Source organism: uncultured Cyclobacterium sp., assembly GCF_963976465.1.
Classification (GTDB): Bacteria; Bacteroidota; Bacteroidia; order Cytophagales; family Cyclobacteriaceae; genus Cyclobacterium.
In genome coordinates, this window is sequence record NZ_CAXBOC010000015.1 from 1 (window position 1) to 23,598 (window position 23,598).

The 23,598-nt window shown below is 38.9% G+C and carries 17 protein-coding genes and 1 pseudogene; 15 read left to right on the forward strand and 3 right to left on the reverse strand.

Features of this window, described 5'->3' with window-relative positions:
- The 4 genes from pelA to AAC037_RS01805 form a co-directional block, all read left to right on the forward strand.
- Positions 1-923 (forward strand): pectate lyase (pelA, locus tag AAC037_RS01790; RefSeq protein ID WP_339901194.1); only part of this gene is annotated, 923 nt, incomplete at its 5' end.
- A 150-nt stretch (positions 924-1,073) separates the two neighbouring features.
- A complete protein-coding gene (locus AAC037_RS01795; protein WP_339901195.1) occupies positions 1,074-2,459 on the forward strand; it encodes a pectate lyase in 1,386 nt (461 codons plus the stop codon).
- A gap of 22 nt (positions 2,460-2,481) precedes the next feature.
- Positions 2,482-4,533: a glycoside hydrolase family 127 protein gene (locus tag AAC037_RS01800; protein ID WP_339901196.1), complete on the forward strand. Its 2,052-nt coding sequence runs from the start codon at positions 2,482-2,484 to the stop codon at positions 4,531-4,533.
- Between the two features lie 166 nt (positions 4,534-4,699).
- Positions 4,700-5,362 carry a hypothetical protein gene (locus AAC037_RS01805; protein WP_339901197.1) on the forward strand — a complete coding sequence of 221 codons (663 nt, stop codon included), beginning with the start codon at positions 4,700-4,702 and terminating at the stop codon, positions 5,360-5,362.
- Between the two features lie 12 nt (positions 5,363-5,374).
- Here the strand turns inward: AAC037_RS01805 and AAC037_RS01810 are convergent, their stop codons facing one another.
- On the reverse strand, positions 5,375-6,115 hold the full coding sequence (locus AAC037_RS01810) for a DUF3891 family protein (RefSeq protein ID WP_339901198.1): 741 nt from the start codon (positions 6,113-6,115) through the stop codon (positions 5,375-5,377).
- Positions 6,116-6,458: 343 nt separating this feature from the next.
- Complete coding sequence (locus AAC037_RS01815; protein ID WP_339901199.1) at positions 6,459-8,651, reverse strand: carbohydrate binding family 9 domain-containing protein; 2,193 nt, start codon at positions 8,649-8,651, stop codon at positions 6,459-6,461.
- Between the two features lie 180 nt (positions 8,652-8,831).
- Here AAC037_RS01815 and AAC037_RS01820 point away from each other — a divergent pair, with 180 nt between their 5' ends.
- The 8 genes and pseudogenes from AAC037_RS01820 (at position 8,832) to AAC037_RS01855 (ending at position 18,786) form a co-directional block, all read left to right on the forward strand.
- Positions 8,832-10,355 (forward strand): sulfatase-like hydrolase/transferase, encoded by a 1,524-nt coding sequence (locus tag AAC037_RS01820; RefSeq protein ID WP_339901201.1) that lies wholly within the window; start codon positions 8,832-8,834, stop codon positions 10,353-10,355.
- 366 nt (positions 10,356-10,721) lie between these two features.
- Positions 10,722-12,064 (forward strand): annotated as a pseudogene (locus tag AAC037_RS01825) (DegT/DnrJ/EryC1/StrS family aminotransferase).
- Positions 12,065-12,249: 185 nt separating this feature from the next.
- Complete coding sequence (locus tag AAC037_RS01830) at positions 12,250-13,665, forward strand: TlpA disulfide reductase family protein (RefSeq protein WP_339901203.1); 1,416 nt, start codon at positions 12,250-12,252, stop codon at positions 13,663-13,665.
- A gap of 226 nt (positions 13,666-13,891) precedes the next feature.
- The gene (locus tag AAC037_RS01835) at positions 13,892-15,058 is read left to right on the forward strand and encodes a right-handed parallel beta-helix repeat-containing protein (RefSeq protein WP_339901204.1); all 1,167 of its coding nucleotides are present in this window, start codon (positions 13,892-13,894) and stop codon (positions 15,056-15,058) included.
- Between the two features lie 432 nt (positions 15,059-15,490).
- Positions 15,491-16,750, forward strand: coding sequence for a putative DNA modification/repair radical SAM protein (locus AAC037_RS01840; RefSeq protein WP_339901206.1), 1,260 nt, complete (start codon positions 15,491-15,493; stop codon positions 16,748-16,750).
- Positions 16,751-16,753: 3 nt separating this feature from the next.
- A complete protein-coding gene (locus AAC037_RS01845; RefSeq protein ID WP_339901207.1) occupies positions 16,754-17,533 on the forward strand; it encodes a TIGR03915 family putative DNA repair protein in 780 nt (259 codons plus the stop codon).
- A 611-nt stretch (positions 17,534-18,144) separates the two neighbouring features.
- The gene (locus AAC037_RS01850; RefSeq protein WP_339901208.1) at positions 18,145-18,510 is read left to right on the forward strand and encodes a hypothetical protein; all 366 of its coding nucleotides are present in this window, start codon (positions 18,145-18,147) and stop codon (positions 18,508-18,510) included.
- A 24-nt stretch (positions 18,511-18,534) separates the two neighbouring features.
- Complete coding sequence (locus AAC037_RS01855) at positions 18,535-18,786, forward strand: hypothetical protein (RefSeq protein WP_339901216.1); 252 nt, start codon at positions 18,535-18,537, stop codon at positions 18,784-18,786.
- A 215-nt stretch (positions 18,787-19,001) separates the two neighbouring features.
- On the opposite strand, the gene AAC037_RS01860 is transcribed toward AAC037_RS01855, so the two are convergent.
- Positions 19,002-19,424 (reverse strand): energy transducer TonB, encoded by a 423-nt coding sequence (locus tag AAC037_RS01860; RefSeq protein WP_339901209.1) that lies wholly within the window; start codon positions 19,422-19,424, stop codon positions 19,002-19,004.
- Positions 19,425-19,947: 523 nt separating this feature from the next.
- Here AAC037_RS01860 and AAC037_RS01865 point away from each other — a divergent pair.
- The 3 genes from AAC037_RS01865 (at position 19,948) to radC (ending at position 23,500) form a co-directional block, all read left to right on the forward strand.
- Positions 19,948-20,367 carry a hypothetical protein gene (locus AAC037_RS01865; protein ID WP_339901211.1) on the forward strand — a complete coding sequence of 140 codons (420 nt, stop codon included), beginning with the start codon at positions 19,948-19,950 and terminating at the stop codon, positions 20,365-20,367.
- Positions 20,368-20,567: 200 nt separating this feature from the next.
- The gene (locus AAC037_RS01870) at positions 20,568-21,632 is read left to right on the forward strand and encodes a BF3164 family lipoprotein (RefSeq protein ID WP_339901213.1); all 1,065 of its coding nucleotides are present in this window, start codon (positions 20,568-20,570) and stop codon (positions 21,630-21,632) included.
- 1,214 nt (positions 21,633-22,846) lie between these two features.
- Positions 22,847-23,500, forward strand: a complete 654-nt coding sequence (radC, locus tag AAC037_RS01875; RefSeq protein WP_339901214.1) for a DNA repair protein RadC — start codon at positions 22,847-22,849, stop codon at positions 23,498-23,500.
- The last annotated feature ends 98 nt before the right edge of the window (positions 23,501-23,598 follow it).

Consider the following 23,598-nt stretch of genomic DNA (forward strand, 5'->3'; position numbering starts at 1 on the left):
AAGCTATTGGTGGTTGGGAAAAAAATAAGCCCTATCATCACCCAATGGATGCTGGTAAAAAAGCAGCTTACCTAAAAACAAAAGATGAAATTGGAGCAACATTTGATAATGATGCTACCATTACCGAGTTGAGATTTCTCGCCAATGTCTATTCAAAAACCAAGGACGAACGCTACAAGCAGGCTTTTGAAAAAGGAATAAATTATATACTCAAGGCCCAATACGACAATGGGGGTTGGCCTCAGTTTTATCCGGTACGCAAAGGAAGTGTGGCCTATTCCGGCCACATCACCTTCAATGACGATGCCATGGTCAATATAATGCGCTTCCTAAAAGAATTGCTATCCGATGATCCCGCTTTTCAGTCCATGCAATTGTCGGACAGTAAAAAAGCCAAAATTCAAGAAGCCTATGACAAAGGAATAGCGTGTTTTCTAAATACTCAGATTGTCGTCAAAGGGGAGCCTACCGCATGGTGTGCTCAACATGATTCGGTGACCCTTGCACCCGCAAAAGCCAGAAGTTATGAATTGCCTTCATTTAGTGGATCGGAATCTGTAGGAATAGTGCTTATGCTTATGGAAATAGAAAACCCATCCAATGAAGTCAAGGCTTCTATAAATGGAGCGGTGAAGTGGTTTGAAGACCACAGTGTAGGGCGGTTAAGGGTTGATACCCATACAATGCCTGATGGGAGTAAAGATAGAATTGTGGTAGAAGATAAAAATGCGCCTTTACATTGGGGCCGATTTTATGACCTGGACACTGAAGAAATATTTTTTTGTGACAGGGATGGTATAAAAAAAGAAAAGCTATCTGATATAGGCCACGAAAGGAGAAATGGTTACAGTTGGTATACTAGGGCTCCTGAACAAATGCTGGAAAAATACCCGGAATGGAAAAAAAGAAATGGGATTAACTAAAACGGGAATTGGTAATCTGTTTTTTGATGAAATGGATTGTAATCTATTCTATAATACCTATCAATAGTTTGACGACAATTAACACAATTAACAAGAGTACAAAAGTTCGGTTTTCCGCTTCATTTGAGCCCTTTTAAAATAAAACATTCCATGAAACATTTAATTCTTAGTGCAGTATTGCTATTGATAGGATTTAATAGCGGAGCCCAACAACTTGCCTTTCCAACAGCCGAAGGCTACGGGAAATTTTCTCAAGGGGGTCGAGGTGGTGTTGTGTTTGAAGTTACCAATTTGAATGACAGTGGAGAAGGAAGTTTAAGAGCTGCAGTGGAGGCAGGGGAGCCAAGAACAGTGGTTTTTAAAGTCTCAGGTACTATTTCCTTGGAATCTCCTTTGCGGATCAAGCATCCTTATATCACCATTGCCGGTCAGACGGCCCCTGGTGATGGGATTTGCCTTAAAAAGAATCCATTGATAATAGAGTCAGATCATGTCATTATTAGGTATTTGAGGGTTAGGTTGGGGAATGAATCAGGCGAAGATACCGATGCGGTCTCAAGCAGGTATACCAAACACATTATTCTGGATCATATTTCAGCCAGTTGGAATGTGGATGAAACCATGTCTATTTATCATTGTGACAGCATTACTGTTCAGTGGAGCATTATTTCTGAGACCATGTATAACTCCAATCATGTAAAAGGAGCACACGGTTTTGGAGGGATATGGGGCTCAAACTATGGGACATACCATCATAATCTCATTGCTAGTCATGGCAGTCGCAATCCGAGAATGGCATCAGGTTCTGGCTACACGGATTATAGAAACAATGTAGTATACAATTGGGGGTACAACAGTTGCTATGGTGGGGAAAACCAACAAGTTGGTAATCCAAAATTTTCTTTTTCAAAGTTCAACATTGTGGCCAATTATTATAAACCAGGACCGGCCACAATTCCGGGAGAGGTTTCCTATAGGATTGCCAACCCATCCATGCGCAAGAAAACCAGTGATTTTGGCAAATGGTATATTGCTGACAATGTAATTGAAGGAAATAATAAAGTGACTGCTGACAATTGGGACGGAGGAGTGCAGCCACAGGGGGGAACCCAAAATCTTCAATTTATAAAGATGGAAGCATCATGGCCTTCCATGCCAATTCACCAGCACACAGCGGAAAAAGCCTATGAGGTGGTTCTCGAAAATGCAGGAGCTACCTTGCCAAAAAGAGATCCTGTGGATAAAAGAATAATAAAGGAAGCAAAAGAAGGGCAGGCTTCCTTTGAGGGTGAAAGCTATAAGAAAAACAAAACCCTGGCAGATAAGTCCAAAAAGTCCGGTATAATTGATTCACAAAAAGATGTAGGGGGCTGGCCAAATTTAAAAAGTGCACCAGCACCTGAGGACAAAGATCACGATGGTATGCCAGATGATTGGGAAAAGAAAAACGGTCTTGACCCTTCGAATGCGGCGGATAGAAACAATTTAGCGAACGGTTACACCATGCTAGAGAAATATTTAAATAGCATCAATTAATATTTGACCCAGAATACTATATATGCTTGATTTTAAAAGGAACAGTAATTGGATTGGCCTTTTTACAGCAATCATTTTCGCACCACTATTGCCGGCAAATGCTCAGGAAAAAGCTTTGGTAAACACCTCCAAAAGCCCATATGCCAAACAAGTTTCGGTGGACATGGATGCGGTAAAATGGACGGATGGCTTTTGGGGGCATTGGGCGGATGTCAGTAAGGACACTATGGCCATGAATATGTTGCACATTTACGAGAATGATACCCTTAGCCATGGTTTTCTCAATTTTGAAATAGCAGCAGGATACAAAGAAGGAAGACATAGGGGCGCTCCTTTTCATGACGGAGATTTTTATAAAACCCTTGAAGCCCTGGTCTCTGTCTATGCAAGCACTAAAGACCAAAGGTATTATGATGAACTAGAGCGGATCATAAAAGTGATTGCAGACGCACAGAGAGCAGATGGTTATATTCATACTTCTACAATAATAAAACAGCGAAATAATCCTGAAGATGCGGTAGAGTTTGAAGATCGAATGAACTTTGAAACGTATAATATGGGCCATTTGATGACGGCGGCCAGCTTACATTATCGTATTACCGGGCAGACCAACTTTTTGGACATCGCGATTAAGGCAACAGATTTTCTTGTTGCCTACCATGAAAATGCAACTGCCGAACAAGCTCAAAATGCAATTTGCCCTTCCCATTATATGGGAGTGGTTGAAATGTATAGAACCACAAGAAATAAGGAATACCTCGACTTAGCAGGCAAAATGATTGATATCCGTGGTATGATAGCCGATGGAACGGACCACAATCAGGACCGTATTCCATTTCGGCAGCAGCGAGAAGCTGTAGGGCATGCCGTTCGTGCCAATTACCTATATGCAGGGGTAGCTGATCTTTATGCGGAGACGGGAGAAGATTCCCTGATGATGGCATTGGAAAGCATATGGAAGGATGTGGTCACCAAGAAACTTTACATCACTGGGGCAACTGGGGCTTTGTATGATGGCGTATCTCCAAATGGGACCACCTATAAGCAGTCAATTATACAGCAAGTCCACCAGGCATATGGGCAGGCTTTCCAGCTTCCCAATATATCTGCTTACAATGAAACCTGTGCCAATATTGGCAATGTCTTGTGGAACCATCGCATGCTTTTGGTAACCGGGGACAGCCGTTATGCTGATATATTAGAGTTGAGCTTAATCAATAGTGTATTGTCCGGTACAGATTTGGGAGGGACCAATTTTAATTATACCAATCCCTTGAGAGTGGATGAGGATTTGCCTTTTACATTTCGATGGAATAAGGTGAGGGAACCCTATATTTCTAAATCGAACTGCTGTCCTCCAAATGTCGTCAGAACGGTAGCCGAAACCCATAATTATGCTTATGCACTCTCTGATAATGGTTTGATAGTCAACTTATATGGTAGCAATGAACTGAAAACCAGCTTGGCCGATGGTTCAGAATTGGAGTTAAAGCAGGAGACAGATTACCCTTGGAATGGGGAAATCAAGTTAAGCATCGAAAAAACCGGGCATAATCCCTTTGCCATAGATTTACGGATCCCTGCCTGGGCCAGTCAGGCTGAAATCACAGTTAATGGAGAAAAATCGAAGGAAAAACCTATAGCCGGAAGTTATCTGTCCTTATCACGAAAGTGGAAAAAAGGAGATGTGATTGAATTAAATCTCCCCATGACGGCTCGTTTGATGGAGGCCAATCCACTGGTGGAGGAAACCAGGAACCAGGTAGCCGTTGTGCGAGGGCCAGTTGTTTATTGTATTGAATCTCCGGATTTGCACAAGGGCCGCATTTTTAATGTTGAGCTTCCTGCTGCTATACAATTTATACCTGTCAAAGAAATGGTTGCTGGTGCCTCATTAACTTTCCTTGAAGGGAAGGCTTTACTACAAGAAAATCCGGATTGGGATGGGAAATTGTACCAGGCAGTAAACCAAAAAAATAACCTGAAGCCCATCAATATCAGGTTGATTCCTTATTTTGCTTGGGGGAATAGAGGGGAGTCAGAAATGGCAGTTTGGATGCCACTGAGAAAGTAACAATTCGTATTTCCGTAAAAAATTGAGTATTATCGTAGGTAGAATATTATTTAATAAATAGATGTTATCACAATCCAAGATGATTCTGGATGACCCTCTTTTATAGCGTTATTTAGTAAAAATTGTCAAAGTTGAACCCTGTGTTATCGCAAATTCAGAATCAATTATGAAAACCATTTTATCGAAGCTATTTTTCTTTATTTATTTGATAGGCTTTCAAGCAATTGCACAAGGTGTCTTCAATGAGCAGAAATCCCTGCTTGTTATAGAGGTTGAGTCGGCCGCTGGGATAGAAGATTGGATGCGAGATAGTTCGAGCGTAGAAGATGGTAAGATTCATTTTATGTATTCAAACACCGAACATTTCAAAGATCCGGGGAATAAGACACTTAGGTACCCTGTCAAAATCAATAATCCCGGGCTTTACAAAATCATTTGGCATTCCAAAGTAGGTATGGGAACCTCTTCCACGGATAATAATGACACTTGGCTTAGAGTCGTTGGTGCCTCAGACTTTTTCGGTAAAAAAGAAAATCATATAGTAAGACCTCACGGAAAATGTAAGGATGATTGTCCTGAAGGTGCCGGTAAAGAAGGATGGTTTAAGGTTTATAGTCACGGCACTACAGATTGGACATGGCGTACCAAAACCAGTGACAACGATCCACATGAAATATTTGTCCGTTTCAAGAAGAAGGGCAGCTATTGGATAGAGGTCTCAGCAAGGTCTGCCTATCATTTTCTGAATCGGATTGTTCTTTACGATCCTGAAAAGTATCCGGAGGAAAAAGTGACAAATTTAACTCTGCCTGAAAGCGAAAGTAGGTAATTGTTTAATTGATTATTCTTTAGCAAGCGTCCATTTTTTTGATTGCGGCATTGTCTGCAGTAGAGATTCCTTAAAATTTTCTAAGGAGCTAAACTGTGTTTCTTTTAAAATCCTTTCCTCGACTGATAATTCAAATTTTTCTTTCTTAAAAATCCATGGGCTTATAATCAATCGTTCATCTTCTGATTTCTTAATAAAAAATGTTTTCCCGTCAATTGAGGTGTTTATTTCCAGCTTCCGTTCCAAGGCTGGGGTTTCATCCTTGCATAGGATTAGAGATAATCGGTCACAAAAGCGCAAAAATTCATAATATGTCTTCGCTTTTGCATTAGTGAGGCCAAAATGCTTGAGTATTGTTTTCCGTTCCGTCACTTGCTTTTGAAAAAATGCTGATATTCTTTTGCTCTTATTTTTGAGCGGACCATAAATAAATTCCAAATGGTAGGAGATCAATAATTTTATCCATTGGGACTTATTTTCTGAGGTTCTTAAAATACGCTTCATCCTTTCTATGACTTCATCCACACGATAACTTTCTTCAGTAAAATCCATGGGTACACCAAGATCGGAAAGGTACTCTTTTTCGTTTAAGTCAAGTTGTCTGTCATCATGTTCACTAATAGCGATAAGCGTTTCTATCCAATAAATGGGTCTATAAACTTCTTTAATTTCGTTAGCAATCTTTCCTGCCAACAAACCATGTGACTCATGTAATATAATATGAAGTCCAACTATGGATTTATTTACGATCATAATATTTAGTTTATATTAAAATGAAAAATGCGATTTAAGAACCAGTATTTTGGAATTTCCATAATGTTCCAAAATAACTTTTAATTGGCCTACTTGTTTTTATGAGCTTTTTCAACATTACTTCTCTACCAATTTTGATGCCCAAATTTTGAAGGCTTTGATAAATAAGAAATCAGAAAAACAGAATCTTTTTGTCAAAATAAGAGGCCTATTTGCAGCCAACTTCACTGGTGAAAAATGACATTTCAAACTTTATAAAACTTCCGTCCTCGCTATTAGCCTTATTGAATGCCCAGTAAGTAGTGTTTTTCTCTATGTTCGGATAAAATCTTTTTAGGTAAATTTAAAACCTCAAGGTATAGGCCAGTTTCATAATGGATTGAGTTTCCATGACATTGAATCGGTCTGTAAACCTTTGCCAGTTGTGATTATGGACGATAAAAAAAGTATTGCCGGGATCAATCACCCAGATAAAACGGCTGTTGGTACCCAGTCTTTCAGTGAGATTATCGTATTGAATATTGAAATTTACCGAAACCCAAGGGGAAAAATCATAACTGCTGTTTAACCTTAAAAGGTGGGTTTTAAAATCCCCTTGTTCCAAATTGACACTACTATAGCTATACGTTGCCGTCATGTTAAGGCCGGTGAAAGGTCTAATAAACACATCTGCATCCAGTTGAACTTGCCTTCCTGTCCAAAATCCTATATTGGTCAGTGTGGCTGTGCCGCCGATTTTTCTAAACGGAGCCGAGGAAGCTTCTATGGAATATCCCCTATTATGATAGGTACCCTTAGGAATTAAGAATATTCCATCCCGCAAAATATCAAAAGTGAAATCCAAAAATTCATAGTTGTGCAAGAAAGAGAAATTGATAAAATCTCCTGTTTCAAAACGTAAGCCCAATGCCCTGATAGCGTGGTTTACAGTGGCCGGTTGCCAATTCATCAGCATCAGGTATTCAAAATCATATTCCCAACTTAATTCTCTTAAAATAGCGCTTCTTTCCATTAAAGGGCTGTAAGCGACTGTCGGTTGAAGCCTCCTGAAACCAATTCTTGGAACAAATCCAACGGCTGGATTATAATTGACACCAAACTCCCGATAGGAGACATGAGCCTCCCAGGGTTGGTTGGGGAAATTAAACCTGAAGCCTCTGACAGATCGATCCATGATGCTGCTGCTATCATTAAAAGAGGTTGGGCTATGACCTACAAAGAATGCCTGAAATTGGAAGTTTTTATTGCCCAAAAACTTGGAAGTACTTAGGTTAAGGTCTGCGCCTAAGGTTTCTCTCACCGGGAGGCTGTCTCCATCGGTGTCTCTACGGGTATAAATGGCTCCGATGGTACTTTCAGCAGAAATATTTTGAAGGACTCTTCCTACAGTAAAGTTTTCTCCTGGGAGCTCTCCTGATTCCCCCGTTCTTGTTTGTATAAAACCGATATCGGTGTTTTTTATGCGGCCAATAAGTCTGGCTCCATGTTTTATAGGTATTGCCCGGCCCTCTTGTAACCCTATCTTTCGACTGAAATAGGGGTTGGGATTACTGGAGGGGGCGAATACAAACACATTAGCCCCTTGAAGGAAAAAATCCCGTCTCTCCGGTAATACTATGGGAAACCTTGTGAGGTTAACTTGCCTGTCATCTACTTCTACTTCGGCAAAATCAGTGTTGATTGTGATTCCTGCTTTTAAATTGGGGGTAATGTTATAATTTAATTCACCACCTGCATTGAATGTAGTTTGCTTTGCCATGGATTTCTCAGGATCATTTCTTACCCTTGATTGAGAGGTAATGGCATAGGGTATAGCTTCTAATCCAATGCCCTGATTAATATTTGACAGGCCCAGAAGTTTCCCTGCATCCTGAGGTCTTTCGATTCCTTGATTTCTTTTAAAGCCTTCCCAAAGGGTGATTTCATTTTTCCTGCGAATGGTTCTAAGAAAATTTATACCCCAGGTATCATTTTTGGGATCAAAATTTAAGGTCATAAAGGGTATGCGAATTTCGGCAGACCATCCTTTGTCATCACGGGCCACCCATACTCTCCAAATCCCATTCCAGTCCCTATTGACCTCAGCACCTTGGCCTGTTCTTAAAATCCCGTCTCCCATAAGGCCATGGGGATTGATTTCGAAATAGAAAGCAGACCGTTGGTCATTGTAGGTGTCCAGAATAAATGCAAAGGTGTCATCCGTATCAAGAACTGCATCCCGCCTTTTCTGAAAGGCTTTGATACCATCCGGATCGCTGTCATAAAACCTTGCAACTATGTAAAGGTTGTTTTCGTCATATGCGATTTGTATAGCGGTTTGCTCAGTGGCAAGTTGCCCTTCGAGTGGTTCCTGTTGACGGAATGCCGTTGCTGCATTGATTTTAGAATAAAATGATTCATCCAGACGTCCATCCAGTTTAATCTGTTCAGTATCGGCTAGACGATAGGCGGTAATGTCTCTAGGTTTTTGGGCATAAAGCTCCGACAGTAGAGAAAAACATAAGATATAAGCAAAAAAATATTTTATTTTTGACATATTCATTTATAATTCACCAAATAAGTGAATAATTGGGATTTGTCTGAGCTTATTATACAAAAGGGCTGAGAATTGTGTTAATAGTTAAAGCGCTGGTTGATATTACGGAAATATTCACCGATAATTAATTGTTCTTACATTCTAATCCTAAAAAGGATAAATATAAACCCTATCAATAGCATGTTAATCCCAATAAAAACGCCCAAAAATCTATGCTGCTTACTATTCCTCTTATTTGGACTAACTCAAGCGGTGAATGCTCAAAATAATTGGGTCCAAAACAATAAAGTAACAAAGGGCGTGAATAGGGAGACAGGTCCAAATGTGGTCCTCATCCTTGCAGATGATATGGGCTATGCGGATCTTCAGGGATACGGTGGAGTTGCCAACACCCCAAACCTGGATGCTCTGGCATCTGAAGGGGTGAAATTCACCAATTGCTATGCCGGTGCTCCCAACTGTTCCCCTTCAAGGGTTGGACTTTTGACAGGTAGAATTCCGGCACGGGCGGGCATGTATAGCTACAGGCCTCCTGGGTCTGTAATGCACCTTCCGGACAATGAAATAACGATTGCCGAACTCCTTAAACCTGAGGGGTATCAGACCGCTCATTTTGGGAAATGGCACTTGAGTGTTCTTCCTCAAGATGAGGAACTCAATCAGCCACAACCGTACCAGCAGGGCTTTGATTATTCACTTGGCACAGAAAACAATGCCCAACCTTCTCATCTCAATCCTGTCAACTTTATTAGAAATGGAACCCCAATAGGAGAGCAGAAGGGGTATTCCTGTCAATTGGTAGCAGATGAGGTAGAACTTTGGTTTGACCAAAAATATCAAGAAGAAAAACCATTTTTCCTTTATGTGGCTTTTCATGAGCCTCATGCTAAAGTTGCTTCACCTGATAATTTAATCGCCAATTACCCAGACTATGACAAGAAAACCGCTGAATATTTCGCCAATATTGAAAACATGGATTTGGCCGCCGGTAGGATCTTGGAGGAATTAAAATCAAGAGGATTGGATAAAAATACCATGGTTTTCTTTGCTTCTGACAATGGGCCTTATCGTATGGGTTCCCAAGGAGAACTTCGTGGTTTGAAAGGAGAAGTTTACGATGGGGGCATCAAGGTTCCCGGGATTTTTTCCTATCCCGGAATTTTTCCCGGGAATAGGGAAATTGACACGCCCATATGGTTTCAGGACCTACTTCCAACCATAGGTGAATTGTGCGAAGTTGTCATTCCTGAGGACAGGAAATATGATGGGATAAATTTGCTGCCCTTATTGAAAGGTGGGACCATCCAAAGGGATAAACCCATGCTCTGGTATTTTTATAGAAGTTCTCCGGAGCTTGCCATGCGGATGGGGGATTATATGTTAATGGGCAGGTCCAATGATAAAGTACCAAGAACCCATGGGGTATCGGATATAGACATGGCTTTTATAAAAAGGATTCAACCCGAGTTTTTTGAATTGTACAATGTAAGTAGTGATGCCGGCCAACAAATGGATTTGGCAGCTTCCGAACCCGAAAAACTGGAAGAAATGAAAAATGAAATGCTTGCCCTGCTGGAAGAGGTTAAAACAGAAGGTCCGGTATGGGAAGGCTTGCCAAAATACAATGAGCAAAAAGCCAACCACAATAAGCCCGAAGAGTTTAAAAGGAATCAAAAGCGGTTTTTGTTGAAGGGGAAGGAGTGAGCTTAATTTTTAGCATCCTTCCTATTTCCTTAGAAAAGAGAGAAATTTTTTAATAATAGGGTTAATTTCAATTGATGGGAAATGGCAGGGAAGGAGAATCTATTCTATATGGACTTGATTTTACGCCTTTTTTCACAATTATATCAGAACCATCTTACAATTTTGGTTGACAGAACCTTTTATTGTCAGATTGAATCTAATGCATAAGTTGCTTACTAATAGATGATTGCCAATCCTGTGTATTTATTATTTATATAACTTATATTAGGGTGATGTCTGCTACTTGCTTATTATTTCATTTTTTTGATGAATAAAAGCTAGCAGTACTATTAAAACAATAGATCCTATTTACCTAGAAGAATAGCCATGAACAAGAATTTAAACCGCAGGAACTTTATAAGTAACCTCTCTATAGCTGGTGCTAGTCTCGCCATCGGCATGCCACAAATAAGTTATGGAAGTACAATTGATGCTAAACCTGCCTTATTGGGAGGCCCAAAGGCCCATCCTACAAGTTTTCCGAGTTGGCCTATCGTGGAGAGGCCTGATGAAAATGCGCTTTTGGAAGCCTTGCAAAGTAAGAAATGGGGACGTCTTAATGGCCAAGCAGTTGCCAGCTTTGAAGAAGCTTATAAAAACCTAAGTGGAGCCAAGCATTGCTTAGCTGTATCAAGTGGCACCAGTGCATTGTACACTGCTATGGGAGCTTTAGACATAGGCCCCGGTGATGATGTTATCATTCCTGTTTATACCTTCGTCGCAACTTACAATGTGGTGGTGCTGAATTATGCATTACCTAGGTTTGTGGACACAGATATAGAAAGTTTTCAGATAGAGGCCAATCAAATAGAGCAAGCTATTCTCCGCAAACAAAGGTCATCATGCCAGTTCACATTGGTGGCTCTCCGGCAGATTTGGATACAATTCTTGAATTGGGTAAAAAACACGATATACCGATTGTGGAGGACGCCTGTCAGGCCCCTATGGCTGAATGGCGAGGTGAAAAGGTTGGGACTTTGGGGTTAGCAGGAGCAATTAGTTTTCAGTCCAGTAAAAACCTTACTTCCGGTGAAGGAGGCGCTTTACTGACCAATGACAAGGAGTTTGCTGAAAGCTGTTATGATTTTCACAATCAGGGCAGGTATACTTTCGATCCAAACGAACCTTATTCTCCAACTCGAGGAACGAACCTGCGAATGACCGAATTTCAAGGAGGGCTATTGCTTGCTCAGATGAAAAGGTTCCCACAACAGGTTAATCATCGTTGGGACAACGCTGCCTTTTTAACCAGTCTCCTAAAAGAAATCCCGGGAATTTTACCTGCTAAACTTTATGAAGGCGTCACCAAAAGTGCTTATCACCTCTATATGTTTAGGTATGACAAAAGGGAATTTCAGGGGATGGACCGCAGTAAGTTTTTGGAGGCTTTAAGAGCAGAAGGTATTCCGTGCTCAGGAGGTTATGGCATGTTGAACAAGGAGAAATACGTGACAGATCTTGCAAAAAACAAACACTACTTAAAGATCTATGGAGAAAAAACCATGAAAGATTGGCTGGAACAAAACCATTGCCCACAGAATGATCAGCTTTGTAAAGAAGCGGTTTGGTTTTCTCAATCCATGTTGCTTGGCACCCGAAAAGATATGGAGCAGATTGCCCAAGCGATTCAAAAGATTATGAAGTATGCCGGGGATTTAAAGAAAGCCTAACCATTGCATTTTGTAACTTGTAAAGATTCTGTCGTAAGTCCTAACTACTTATAGGATAATGTATTTATATATGAATGTGTTATGATTTTTTAACTTTTAGTTTTTAAAAACCTTCTGTACTTTTAATTACTCACCTAGAAGATTGAACAACAACATACAATTCATGAACCCTCTAAACTTTGATTATGAGTAACCCGATCAATTTTCCTCTGATTTTAATGATAATATTGTATGGTTGTTCCCAAAAAGAAGCACATCAGGATCCAACCATTATTGTTTCCGGAAAAATCGTAAATCTGGAGTCAGAAGAGGTTACCCTTTTTCAGCATGCAGAAATCGCTAGTGTAAAAATAGACGATGAAGGTAATTTCAAACTGAAATTTGAAGGTGACGATGGGTCAAGATATAGTTTGTCATCAGGAGGAACTCAACTTGAACTTTATCTTAGTTCGGGGGATAGCATTTATCTCACTGCAGACGGCAAGGACATCTTAAGTACATTTGAGTTTCAAGGGGATCATGAAAAAGAAAGCAAGTATCTCGTCGAAAAAGCCCAAAATGATAAAGGCTTAAGTGACATTAAATTGTTGCAGAATTCAAAAGAGGAGTATTTTAAAATAAAGGATAGCCTTTTTACACTTTCCGAAGCAAATTTTAAGGCATTTAAAATGAAAGAGGATATTGATCCGGAATTCATTATCCGAGAAGAAGGATATTACTATTTTGAGCCCCTTTGGTATGATTTACAATACCCTACTTATTATTCGCTTTTGACTGGCACACCAAAAGATTCAGTAGATTTTCCTATAGATGAAGTAATGGCTAAAATAGCTTCCATTCCTTTAGATCAAAAACAGTTTCTTAAAGTGGGGAGCTATACCCTACTTATCGAAACTCGGATTTCTAATTTAACCATTGAAATTCTGAAAAGTGATAAGACTTTGACATCGGAAGATAAAGCCAGGACCCTTGCAATAGATTCATTATTGAAAGATAAAAGTGTCAATGACTATTTTGTTTATACATCGATAAAGTCAAATATGGAAAATAGAGGACCTGTCTATGTGAAAGAAGCTTATGAGATGTTTATGAAGAAAAACGAAACCCCTAGGTATGAGAAGAGCTTAAAAAAAATAATGAATAAATGGGAAAGGATTGGCACTGGGAAAGATGTTCCTGATTTCACCTTCACCGATAGGGAAGGGCATCAAGTGAAGTTGAGTGATTTGAAAGGGGGCCTTGTTTATATTGATATTTGGGCTACTTGGTGTGGGCCATGTATCGCCGAACACCCTTATTGGGACAAATTGAAGTTAGAATATGCAGATAAAAAGGTGGCTTTTTTGACGGTGTCGATTGATGAAAACAAGGAAGCTTGGGAAAAGATGGTAAATACCAAAAAGATGGAAGGTTATCAGTTATATGCCAAAAACGCCAGGAAATCTGATTTTTCCCAATATTTTATGGTCAATTCTATTCCAAGATTTATTCTTTTAGATGAAAATAGCAAAATAATTGATCCACATGCTGAAAGGCCTTCCGGAATGATTCGAGAATCACTAGGTAAACACCTGACCAATATAGATAGTAGGTCCCTGTAATATTTTGATAGGGCTTCTTTGTACCTAAATTTACGCTGTCTAGCGTTCATTCCCTCAGGCTGTGAATCCTGTTGGGGTTATTCGTTTTGTAAGGGGAAAACCTAATTTATTTTTGCTAGCATAGGAATAAAATTGGTCTTTCCTTTTATCATAATTAACCGGTTATTAGTAGATTTATGAAAACCGGATTGTGGTTGGTTTAGAAATTTGCATTGAAAAAGCCGTTATGAGTGAAAATAAGAACAGCAAAAACTCCAGAAGGCAGTTTTTTGCTACTGCTGCTAAAAGTAGTCTAGTAGCATGTACTTTTGGGCTTCCCCTAAAGGAAGGGATTTCCAACCATTTTCTCAAGGGTTCTTCCTTTGAGATCAAAGATCCGGAAAAAACCAGTTGGCTTACAATCAATGGAGAATTATATGGTGCCAAACCCAATGATTTAGGGCCAATTGGTGGAGGTGAAGGATATACAATGCCTATTCTAAAGGGTGATTTTGAAGCAACAAATTTGGACGAGTTATTGGATGCCCTTGCCCAAGCAAAGTCGGGACAAGTAGTCTATATTCCGGATGAAACTAAAATTGACCTAACTACCAGGGTGTATATTGATAAACTTATTTTAGAGATTCCGGCAGGCGTTACCTTGGCTGGAAACCGGGGGTATCAGGGTTCCAAAGGTGGGTTATTGCTAAGCAATACTTTGAATACAAGCGTAATGATTCGACCGATGGGGCCAAATGTTAGGTTTTCAGGCTTGCGAATTCAAGGGCCAAATCCCGACCGACATTTGGAACATCACAAACGTTCTTTTGGTCCGAATGGATTGGGGCGTGATTATTACTATAAATTTCCGGTGTCAAGAGGGATAGTGTCGGAGTATTCGGAGTTGCAGGTGGACAATTGTGAAATCTCAGCTTTTTCCGGCAGTGGCATTTATTTGAAGAAGGGTTCTGGCCATTATATTCACCATAACTTTATCCATAAGTGCCAGTACAATGGGCTTGGGTATGGGGTGAGCCATGGTGCAGCTTCTTCAATTACCGAGTACAATTTATTTAACGAAAACCGACATTCCATTGCCGGTACAGGGATTTCCGGATGTGGATATATTGCCAGACATAATGTGGAAATGGGAATTTCATTGAGCCACTGCTTTGACATGCATGGTGGTAGGGACAGGAAAGACGGCTCGGACATAGCAGGAACTACAATAGAGATCTATAACAATACCTTTTATGCACCCCAAACACCCGTAGTGATTAGAGGTATTCCGGAAGATAAATGTGACATATTCCAGAACTGGTTTGCCCAACACAAAGAGATAAAGCAGGCCGTTAAAGGGCTTTCTGAAAAAACACGAGCCATAAATAATGTCTATGTGGCTACAGTGAAGTAAAAGGTGTTAAACCAAGGGGCCCGAAACCCTATCCAAGACATCTAGAAATATCCTTTCCCCAATTTTCTTTTTTCATTAGATGGTAATTAGATTTTTAATACCTATGGTTCTAAGTGGGGGTAGTTTATTTGTTGTAAAATTGATTGAAATTTAGTGAATTGTTTAAGTATTGTTTTTAAAGCTAGAGCAACATTATTAGCCTACTTTCCGTTTTTAGAATGCTTTGGAATGAACAAATTTTGATGCTTTTTGTTTAGAATTAAGCTTTGTTTATACAGGCTATTGGGCAATAGGATTGGAGAAAAAGGAGCTTGACAATGATGCGTTACCCCGAGAAGGATTTCTATTAGGTTGGAAGATTAAATTTGAAATTTATCCAAGAGAAAGCAGTCACGAGGTCTTGAGCCAAAGCATTTTTCATTAGGGTCAAATATGGGATTTACACGCACACAAGAAAAATTAAAAATACTTGCAGACGCTGCAAAATATGATGTGTCCTGTGCATCCAGTGGTAGCAAGCGGAGCAACGCCAATAAGGGCCTTGGTGATGCGACAGGGATGGGGATTTGTCATTCCTATACCGAGGATGGGCGTTGTGTTTCCTTGTTGAAGATTTTGCTAACCAATTATTGCATCTTCGATTGTGCCTATTGTGTGACAAGGAAAAGCAATGACATCAAGCGGGCGGCATTTCAGGTGCAGGAAGTGGTCGACCTGACGATTAACTTTTACCGGCGCAATTATATTGAAGGATTGTTTCTGAGTTCAGGGATTTTTAAAAGTGCAGATTATACCATGGAACGGCTGGTGGCTGTGGCCAAGAAATTGAGAACTGAAGAAAACTTTAATGGCTACATTCACCTTAAATCCATTCCCGGGGCTTCGGATGAATTGATGAAGGAGGCCGGACTTTATGCAGATAGGCTGAGTGTGAATATTGAGATTCCCACCAAAGAAGGGTTGAAACTATTGGCTCCGGAAAAAAATCGTGAAGATTTTATCAAGCCAATGATAAAAGTTAAAAATGAGATCATTCAATACAAATCTGAAAAGAAACTTATAAAAAGCACCCCTCTATTTGCTCCCGGAGGGCAAAGTACGCAAATGATCATAGGTGCTAGTGGAGAAAGCGATCAGCAAATCATGTGGACCTCCAATTATTTTTATAAGAAGTTTGATTTGAAGCGAGTTTATTATTCCGGCTATATCCCGATAAGTTATGACTCTAGGCTGCCACATATTGGTTCGGAAGTTCCTATGTTAAGAGAAAACAGGCTTTACCAGACTGATTGGTTGATGCGCTTCTATGGATTCGAAGTGCATGAGATATTGAATGATGGGTACCAAAACCTTGATTTGGAAGTGGATCCTAAGTTGGGATGGGCGCTGAGGAATTTGGAATTCTTTCCAGTGGATGTGAATACTGCTGACCGGGAAATGTTGGCACGTATACCGGGAGTGGGGATGAAATCTGTGCATAAAATCATTCAGGCAAGACGCTTTAGAAGACTAAATTGGGAGCATTTGCAACGCATTGGTATAGCCATGAACAGAGCCAAATATTTTCTTGTTTGTGCCTCACAAGATTTTGAACGGCGTGATTTAACAGGTCCTCAACTTAGGTCACTTATTCTTCAAAACACTACAAGTAAATATCAAAAAACATTAAGTCCACAACTGAATTTGTTTTGATAAATGCATAATCTTCAAGATTCCATACTTGTTTACGATGGTAGCTTTGATGGTTTTTTGACCTGTGTATTTCAGGTTTATGATTTGAAAATAAAACAGGTTATTATTCAAAAAGAGAATGAAACCCAAGCCTCTTTATTTGGTGGGACGAATGTAGTTGTTACAGACTCGGTAAAAGCTGATCGGGTTTGGAAGGGGCTAGGAAAGAAAATGTCAAATTCGGGAAGGTTGCGTATTTATTATGGGTTTTTAAGTGAGAAAAAAGGAGTAGAGAATTTATTATTGCGCTTTATTCAATATGTTTTTGGAAGTAGCCTACCGGTTGATTCAGATTTTTCTAACCCTGATGTTTTGGGATTGAGTAAACTAGCCAAAAGTGTGGGTCGCGAAAAACACCGTATGGAGGCTTTTGTCAGGTTTCGCTTGACCAAAGATGGTTTATACTTTGCCACAATTGAACCTGACTTTGATGTACTCCCGCTTATTTCCAAACATTTCCAACGAAGGTATGCCGATCAAAAGTGGGTGATTTATGATCTTAAGCGAAATTATGGCCTCTATTATAATATGGATAAGGTAGAAATTATCAATTTGTCCTTGCCAGAGGGGTTTGATGCAAGCAAAACATCTCCTGATTATTTTGCCGTCGAAGAAATGGAATTTCAAACCTTATGGAAGGACTATTTCGAAAGCACGAATATCAATTCAAGGAAAAACTTAAAATTACATATTCGTCATGTGCCTAAACGATACTGGAAATATTTAAGTGAAAAAGAAATTTGATTGGACTTGGTCTGATAAAGTTGAAGCAGCTTAATTCAAATAACTTGATATAAATGAGCATGCAAATTGGACTTTTGCCTGTTAGTGAATAGTATGATTTAGCTTTTGCCCTTACATTTTATTTTTTTCTGCACCATTAGATATCCTTGCTTTATCTACTGTGATATTTAGATTAACCTTTTTGGATTATTTGGAAAGTAAGGAGGTATCAGAAGAATTAACCCTGCGTATGTACTGGGATCTTTCCGGACCTGAGGATTTTCTTCAGTAAAATGATCAGGAAATAAATTTTGTGAACTGGGAAATGGCATTTTTTACTAGTTAAGCTTGTGGCTATAGTTAATATAGTAATCGCAATAGAATTAATTACTGTATTTTAATAAATACAAACCACCTAGCATATGAGTACAAAAGTTGATATCGTTAAATAGATAGGTTTCAATGTTGGTATAGTTTGCCAATCTATTCCAGATATTCTGATTCAGCCAATTCTTAAATCATTCAAACAATGAAGTTAAAATACCTAAAAATCCTTATCCTAGTATTGATTTCCACAGGACTCAAAGCCCAAAATATAGTGGAGGAGGTAGAATATCGATACCGAATATTCTATGATAAAATTTACTCCAGTATGCCACACATTACCGAGTAGGAAAAAGGATAGAATCCTGCTCTCTTGGAATAATCCTGAAGGCTACAGCACTCGGATGAAACTTCAGTTTTGGCCGGAAAAAAGTATCTATACTTTAGGAGAACCCTATGAAGTCCGAAGTTACTCTTGGCAAGTAAAAGACTATATAATCGAAAACAATTTACAAGACCAGACCTATCTGAAATACATGGACCAAATGGGCAAAACCTACATCGTTCGTGACAGCCTAAATGCTCCAAAATGGAGGGTAATGAACGAAATACGGGATATTCTGGGTCATATGTGTATGAAAGCTGTAGCTGAAGACAGCCTCAAAGGCCAATAGATCACTGCTTGGTTTGCATCAGATATTCCTGTCCCGACGGGGCCTGAGGAGCAATTCGGACTTCCGGGTTTGATTTTGGCTTATGACATCAACGATGGTATGCTCATTGTGGAGGCAGAGAAAATCACTTTTGGAGAACCGGAAGAAATCATCACCTTGCCAAAGAGAATGAGAGGGAAAGAAGTATCAGGTACTGAATATCACGACATAGCCCGAAAGTTTATCCAAACTTCCATCGAAAGTAGGAGAGCCTGGATGTGGGAAATAAGGTATTGAGAAGGTTGAAGCAAGATTAGCCTGAAATAGGCAATTGAACTACTATTACCTGCTGAAATCGCTTTAAGATCAGCCTATTTGTTGTGGTTTTAATTTTGCCTAAGTGATGCTTTACTAAAACCGCGACTGACTGATTTTCTTGCGACTATAGCACACCCGCATTTTATTTGCACTAGCCTTGGCAGGCTTTATTAGACTTTTTTCTTATTTCAGACTCAATAATTAAAATTAAAAGTAAGTTTTACATCCACTTTTTTATCATCTATTTCACCAGATTTCCAATTTGGCATTCTCTTCAGAGCCTTAACAATAGATTTATTTAGCCTTTTATCTTTTCCTTTAACAACCTGAATATCTCTAATACAGCCATTTTTTTCAATAATAAAACTTACATATGACCTACTCTTTTCACTCCTATTTAAGTACCTAGAACTAATATTTTCCTGAACAAATGAGTAAACCGCAACATTTCCCCCTTTAAACTCAGGCATTTTATCGGCAGTTAAATAGGTGCCAATAGAATCAACGTCATAATTAATGCTGTTATACACTACAGAGTTAGAGTCAACTATTTGACCTGATAGCCCTTCAGCAATCATTATGTAAATTATTGTAAATATTAATATTTTAAGATTCATAATCTATATTTAATAGGGTAGGATTGAGTTCGTTATTGGTGGAGCAAATTTGTTAAAATCATATGCAGGATTAGGAGTCCAATTTGGGTTTATTTCCTTTAAGGTTTCTGGTATATTAATATTGCAAAGAGGCTATAAACCAAACCGATGCTTTTGAAGTAAGCCCCAAGAATGCGCTTCCTATTCAAAATGATTTAAATTTATAAGTCCTAAAAAGTTATGCCCTATGTTAATATATTCATGGCTGATTGTAATATATAAATTTTTGCTGAGCTGAAAGCTTACTTTGCATTAAATGCATTCCACTTGTTTAACATTCTTGCCTTTCTGTTACCACCAAAATCTAAATATTTTTTCAGGTCTTGCGAAATAATTACCAAAATTAGTTAACCTATCAGGCAGCTTCAGATTACCAAAAGATAATGAATTACCTGATGGTCTCCGAGAGAAAAAAGGAATTGAAACAGGTTGGTTCGAAAAGCTCCACAATGGGTACTGAGTCTGTCGAAGTGCAAGATGTGGAGTGGGTACAAGAATTGTTTCACCAGCCCGAATAGAAATTGTTTTGGAAGGAAGTGTGGAACAGTACCTCATTAATTTTGGAGTCCACTCCCTCTACCAAGGCCAAAGTGGTTTTGTCAGTGCAATCATCATCCAACCAAACGACCTTGAATGGACTCAGGTCATCGATGAGGCCAATACCTTTAACCTTTCCACCTCCGCCACCTTTTCCGAACTTATCGTAGAATCAGAAGAACCCGTTCATACCTTGGGGTTTAATTTTAATGTAGTCCACACCGGAGATATTCCCGCTGAAGACTTCGAGGATGTAAGTGCTACTATTAAGGTTTATGGAGACAATACTGAGGTTCAGACTTTCCAATATACTGCAAGGCCGGTAGGAGAGGTTTCGGAGGTTTTGAGTGAGGTGGTGAGGTTTTGACTGTTTAAATAATTCAGCAAATTTTGATTTTGTTTTAATTTTTTCCCATCCATATTTTGGGTTTACTTTAATAAATTTTACCTCAATATGTTCAATTTACAGCTCAACACTATTAATTTTAGGGTGTTCTTGAGGCATTTAAAATATAAAAATTTAGAAGAAGTGCTGTAATGAGTACTTTTTCTTAACCACAATTATCAATGAAAGTAACAAGAGCTATTAAACTTTTTTTCTGCTTTTTGGCGATATCTATTCTATCTAATTGTAGTCAAAAGACAGAAAAGAGGGAGTTATTTGTCGATCAATTTCCGGTTTCGAAACAACTCACCAGCATACCGATTGGAGAAATTGAAAATTCAATACCCTCTCAAATAATGGTAGAGGATTCCCTTTTGATAATACTGAATAGCAGGGGAGAAAAGTTTTTCCAGGTTTATAATAAGTCCAATATGAAATCAATAGCTGAGTTTGGCACAAAAGGAGAAGGACCGGAAGAATTTAATTCACCAGAATTTAGTGGGCAGATTGTCCAAGAAAAATGGGGTAAATATTACCTGATATTTGATTGGAAAAAGCTACAGGTAAATTTATTAAACCTAAAAGAATCCATTCGGCTTAATTCATCGGTATTTAAAAGCATTAAATTACCGAATAGACTAAGTAGAACATTTAGATTGGTTTATTACAGTGATTCTTTAATCATTACCGTTCCTGGAGGAGATGGGGATGACCCTGGGCGGTTCCAAATATTTAAAGATAGTATTCTTGGAACCATTGGCTATTTACCAGATCTTCCATTTAAGGTGCATGAAGATAACAGGTATCCAATGTACGCAAATGTGAGCTCGGCAATTCACCCTGAAAAACATAAATTTGTGGCAACTGCTACATTGCTTGGCCAATACGATTTTTTTAGTTTCGACGGAAACTACCTGCACTCAACTGTTGTAGAGAGAGATGAAGGCCTGCGAAAAGCAGCTCGCGCTCCAACTATATTTGATGAACCAGTTACCTTTTACCATACCCAGCTAATAGCTAAAGATTCATATATTTATTCCTTGTATTCTACAAGTACCAAAGAGATGAAAATTTCTAAATCTAAAATTCATGTGCTCGATTGGGAGGGGAAGCCGATAAAGGAGTATATTTTAGATTGTTCTTTACTTCGCTTCGACCTGGATCTTGAGAATGACGCAATTTATGGACTTACCTATTCAAATGATAAGGAAGAAAGAATTCATATAGTCAAATTTTTAATAGAATAACTTTCACACTACCAAGTTTATGGTGTTTCTAAATGCGTATACGCTTAATATTCAGACAAGCCTCAATGGGGAGTGGGAGCTGGAGAATGCGAGGTTTGCTCTGGGCAGATCCGGTGGATCTAAATAGTTACGCAAGGTAAGCAGGTCAGATCGTGATAAGGGTACGGTTGTTATTGTTACAAGGGAGGCAGAAGGTTATCCTTTAGTTAATTAAACAGATTATAGTTAGATATAGCTTATATTCTTTTTACATATTATTATAAAATAAGGCGATTTTTATTTTGCATAAATAACGCGATGTTTATTGTTAGCACACGCTAAATTTTAGGATTAAAAGTACAGAGTCTATCAATATTTAAGTCCCAGAATTGATTCCTGATAATTCAATGAATATTAAACGGATGAATAGATATGTTTGTATAAGTGTTATCAAATCCTCTTCTGCAAAGGAAATTATGAATTTGATAAACAGTACCCCAAATGTGTCCGTCTAGAATTATCAACACCTAGCACCTTTTTTCACAACTGTAAATTCTCTCTTCTTAAAGAATAAAATATCATCTTTTTAGCTTACACTGACAAGAAAGAGGTCAGTCGGGATGGATTAAGCCGTAAATTTGAGTTCAGACAAAAGACCTGCTGGCTTTTTAACCGGAAAACTGAATGCGATGAAAAGCAACCAGAACTTCACTATGATGAGGAAAGTATTGGCGAAGGAATCCAAAGTGGTCATAATATTAAAGATTTGGGAAGAAGTGAGAAGAAAAGAAATTCAATGTGGTGGAAAGGTTAAGAGGGATTCATTTCTTGATTTGGTATCGTTATCCCTATTTAAATGAATTTACCTTCAGGTGAAATCGACATAAAATGAAAGAAGGGGTTTTTGAAAATCTAATGCAAATGATGATAGAAAATCCACAATTTCCCTAAAAAGAATTTATTTGACCGGTGTCTTTTTTTTCTTTAAGATAACATGTGTATTGAAAACCGGAGATGTAGAGAATCAATGACTCACCAAAGTTATGGGCTATTTTTTCACACACATCCGAAATGATTTTTAGAAGTATACCAAGGAACTACGGCATAATAGGAGGGGAATGACTAAGATGCTTTATTCCGTTCCTCCTTGTGCTAAGTGAAAAACTCCCCATGGCATGGGCTTATCATTCATTTAGCCCTCCAGCGCCAGGAGATTTAAAGTCGGTAAGCACATTATGAAACGTTTTAATCTATTATCAGAACCCACAGAGATGCTTTATAACCAAGGGAAATCTGCCATGACAGACTACCATATTATTGCCGGTATAGCCAATATCCAAGTAGACAAAGCTCGAGAGATCCTTGCCCTGGCAAACAATAAACTATCCGAATTGGCCAAGTGGGACATGGAAAGATGGCTGAAAATAGAAGGAATCGGATATGCCAAGGCCACAGCTATGGTAACTTCCTTTGAATTGGGTAGAAGGAGGATGTATGAACAACCGGATAAAAAAATCAAAATCAATTGTTCTCAAGATGTCTATAATTGCATGAAACCTTTCCTTTATGACGAAGTAGTGGAACACTTTTACATCGTATTGCTAAACCGAAACAATCAGGTACTCAAACTTCATAAGATCAGTTCAGGAGGAACCAATGCTACCCTGGCCGATTCCAAAATAATTTTCAAAAAAGCACTCGACCATCTGGCCGCAGGAATCATCCTTGTACACAACCACCCATCTGGAAACCTTAGACCTTCCGAAGCAGATAAAAGGCTAACCAATAGAATGACCGAAGTTGGAAAAAATCTGGAAATGCCAGTACTGGACCATTTGATTTTTACAGATGGAACCTACCTAAGTTTTGCGGATGAAGGCCTGTTATAGGTCTTTACCGTAAAATTCTGAATGGGAGTTTAATTAGAAGGATTTCAATAGCGTCCTAAATAAAAAATGAGAGGTTCAATTTTTTGCCCAAAATAGTT

Excerpts from the sequence above, each read along its gene's own strand:
- AAC037_RS01795 (WP_339901195.1), top strand. The coding sequence starts at position 1,074 with ATGAAACATTTAATTCTTAGTGCAGTATTGCTATTGATAGGATTTAAT.
- AAC037_RS01800 (WP_339901196.1), top strand. The coding sequence starts at position 2,482 with ATGCTTGATTTTAAAAGGAACAGTAATTGGATTGGCCTTTTTACAGCA.
- AAC037_RS01805 (WP_339901197.1), top strand. The coding sequence starts at position 4,700 with ATGAAAACCATTTTATCGAAGCTATTTTTCTTTATTTATTTGATAGGC.
- AAC037_RS01810 (WP_339901198.1), bottom strand. The coding sequence starts at position 6,115 with ATGATCGTAAATAAATCCATAGTTGGACTTCATATTATATTACATGAG.
- AAC037_RS01815 (WP_339901199.1), bottom strand. The coding sequence starts at position 8,651 with ATGTCAAAAATAAAATATTTTTTTGCTTATATCTTATGTTTTTCTCTA.
- AAC037_RS01820 (WP_339901201.1), top strand. The coding sequence starts at position 8,832 with ATGTTAATCCCAATAAAAACGCCCAAAAATCTATGCTGCTTACTATTC.
- AAC037_RS01830 (WP_339901203.1), top strand. The coding sequence starts at position 12,250 with ATGAGTAACCCGATCAATTTTCCTCTGATTTTAATGATAATATTGTAT.
- AAC037_RS01835 (WP_339901204.1), top strand. The coding sequence starts at position 13,892 with ATGAGTGAAAATAAGAACAGCAAAAACTCCAGAAGGCAGTTTTTTGCT.
- AAC037_RS01840 (WP_339901206.1), top strand. The coding sequence starts at position 15,491 with ATGGGATTTACACGCACACAAGAAAAATTAAAAATACTTGCAGACGCT.
- AAC037_RS01845 (WP_339901207.1), top strand. The coding sequence starts at position 16,754 with ATGCATAATCTTCAAGATTCCATACTTGTTTACGATGGTAGCTTTGAT.
- AAC037_RS01850 (WP_339901208.1), top strand. The coding sequence starts at position 18,145 with ATGATAAAATTTACTCCAGTATGCCACACATTACCGAGTAGGAAAAAG.
- AAC037_RS01860 (WP_339901209.1), bottom strand. The coding sequence starts at position 19,424 with ATGAATCTTAAAATATTAATATTTACAATAATTTACATAATGATTGCT.
- AAC037_RS01870 (WP_339901213.1), top strand. The coding sequence starts at position 20,568 with ATGAAAGTAACAAGAGCTATTAAACTTTTTTTCTGCTTTTTGGCGATA.
- radC (WP_339901214.1), top strand. The coding sequence starts at position 22,847 with ATGAAACGTTTTAATCTATTATCAGAACCCACAGAGATGCTTTATAAC.